This is a genomic window from Azonexus sp. (genome assembly GCF_036170495.1).
Lineage (GTDB): Bacteria > Pseudomonadota > Gammaproteobacteria > Burkholderiales > Rhodocyclaceae > Azonexus.
In genome coordinates this window covers 1-1147 of the sequence record NZ_JAVHPH010000098.1, presented here as the reverse complement: position 1 = coordinate 1147, position 1147 = coordinate 1, and the positions used below count along the sequence as shown (strand labels likewise).

The following is a 1147-nucleotide window of genomic DNA, read 5'->3' as shown; positions in this document are numbered from 1 at the left end:
GAAATTCGGCGAGAATTTTCTCGTAGCTCTGCCGGGGCAGCAGGGTCGCGATGATTGGCGGGTTGTCGCCGCGGCCGAGCGTCTTGCGCAAGGCTTCGCTGCCGACGGTAACGACCAGGTCGGCCTGGCCGGCCAGCATCGGGAGAAAACTGGCCTGGTGTCTGGCAACAATGGTCCAGTTTGTCCCGACCAAGCCTTCTTCCAGTGTCCCGGAGAAGTCCGAATAGGCACCCCCCTGCTCGCTCAGGACGAGCGCAATAGTCCCGCCCCAAGCCGGCAGGGCCAAAGAAAACAGGGAAAAGAGGGCGAGCAGGACAAGCCGTGGCATTGCCCGAATATTGCCTTAGCGACTATGCCAAAGCAATTGTGGTTTCACGCAATTCAGGGATTTTTGATGAAATTTCTGATCTGCTCCGTGATATTCGTCACGGGCATGGCAAAGGCGAATTTCTTGATGAATGTGCCATCGGGGCCGAGCAGGATCATGCCGGCCGAGTGATCGACGGCGTAGCGATCAGGCGGGGTGCCCGGCTCGTGAACTTTGGCGTAGCGGATCTTGAAATTGTCGGCTGCCCGGCGGACCAGGGCGGGTGAGGCGGTCAGGCCGAGAATGCGGGAATCGAAGAACTCAGTGTAGGTTTTGAGAACTTTGCGGGTGTCGCGTTCCGGGTCGACCGAAATGAAAATGGGCTGGACGCGGGCGGCATCGTCGCCGAGTTGCTTAAGAATTTCGGCCATCTCGACGAGCGTGGTCGGGCAAATGTCCGGACAGTAGGTGTAGCCGAAGGCGATGAGCTGGAAGCGGCCGCGAAAATCGTCACTGGTGACGGAGCGGCCGTTCGGGTCCTGCAGCAGGTAGCGCGGATTGATTTCCGGGTTCGCATCGGTCAGCCGTTCAAGGCTGTGGCTGGCCTGGGCAAAAACCGGGCTGGCGCAGAGCAGGGCAAGGAGTAGCGCGCCGTGGCGAATCATTGGGCGGCGGGGAAGCTCGCTTGCAGCCGCTTTTCGGCGGCAGCCATGTTGCTGGCCAGGGTTGCCGCATCGGGGCAGGTGGCGCCCTGGCCTTGTTCGAGGTAAGCGGCGTTGGTGGCGTTCTCGAAAACTTCGCCGTAAGCGCGGGTTTTCGGGGCGTTGGTAATCACGGCGT

Annotated in this window: 2 protein-coding genes; both read right to left on the bottom strand. The window is 60.9% G+C overall.

Features of this window, described 5'->3' with window-relative positions; translation table 11 throughout:
* Positions 1-328: hypothetical protein (locus ADADOO_RS03090; RefSeq protein ID WP_511274920.1), on the bottom strand; the 328-nt coding region annotated here is incomplete at its 3' end.
* A gap of 53 nt (positions 329-381) precedes the next feature.
* The gene (locus ADADOO_RS03085; protein WP_511274918.1) at positions 382-972 is read right to left on the bottom strand and encodes an SCO family protein; all 591 of its coding nucleotides are present in this window, start codon (positions 970-972) and stop codon (positions 382-384) included.
* Positions 973-1147 lie beyond the last annotated feature (175 nt).

Excerpts from the sequence above, each read along its gene's own strand:
- ADADOO_RS03085 (WP_511274918.1), bottom strand. The coding sequence starts at position 972 with ATGATTCGCCACGGCGCGCTACTCCTTGCCCTGCTCTGCGCCAGCCCG.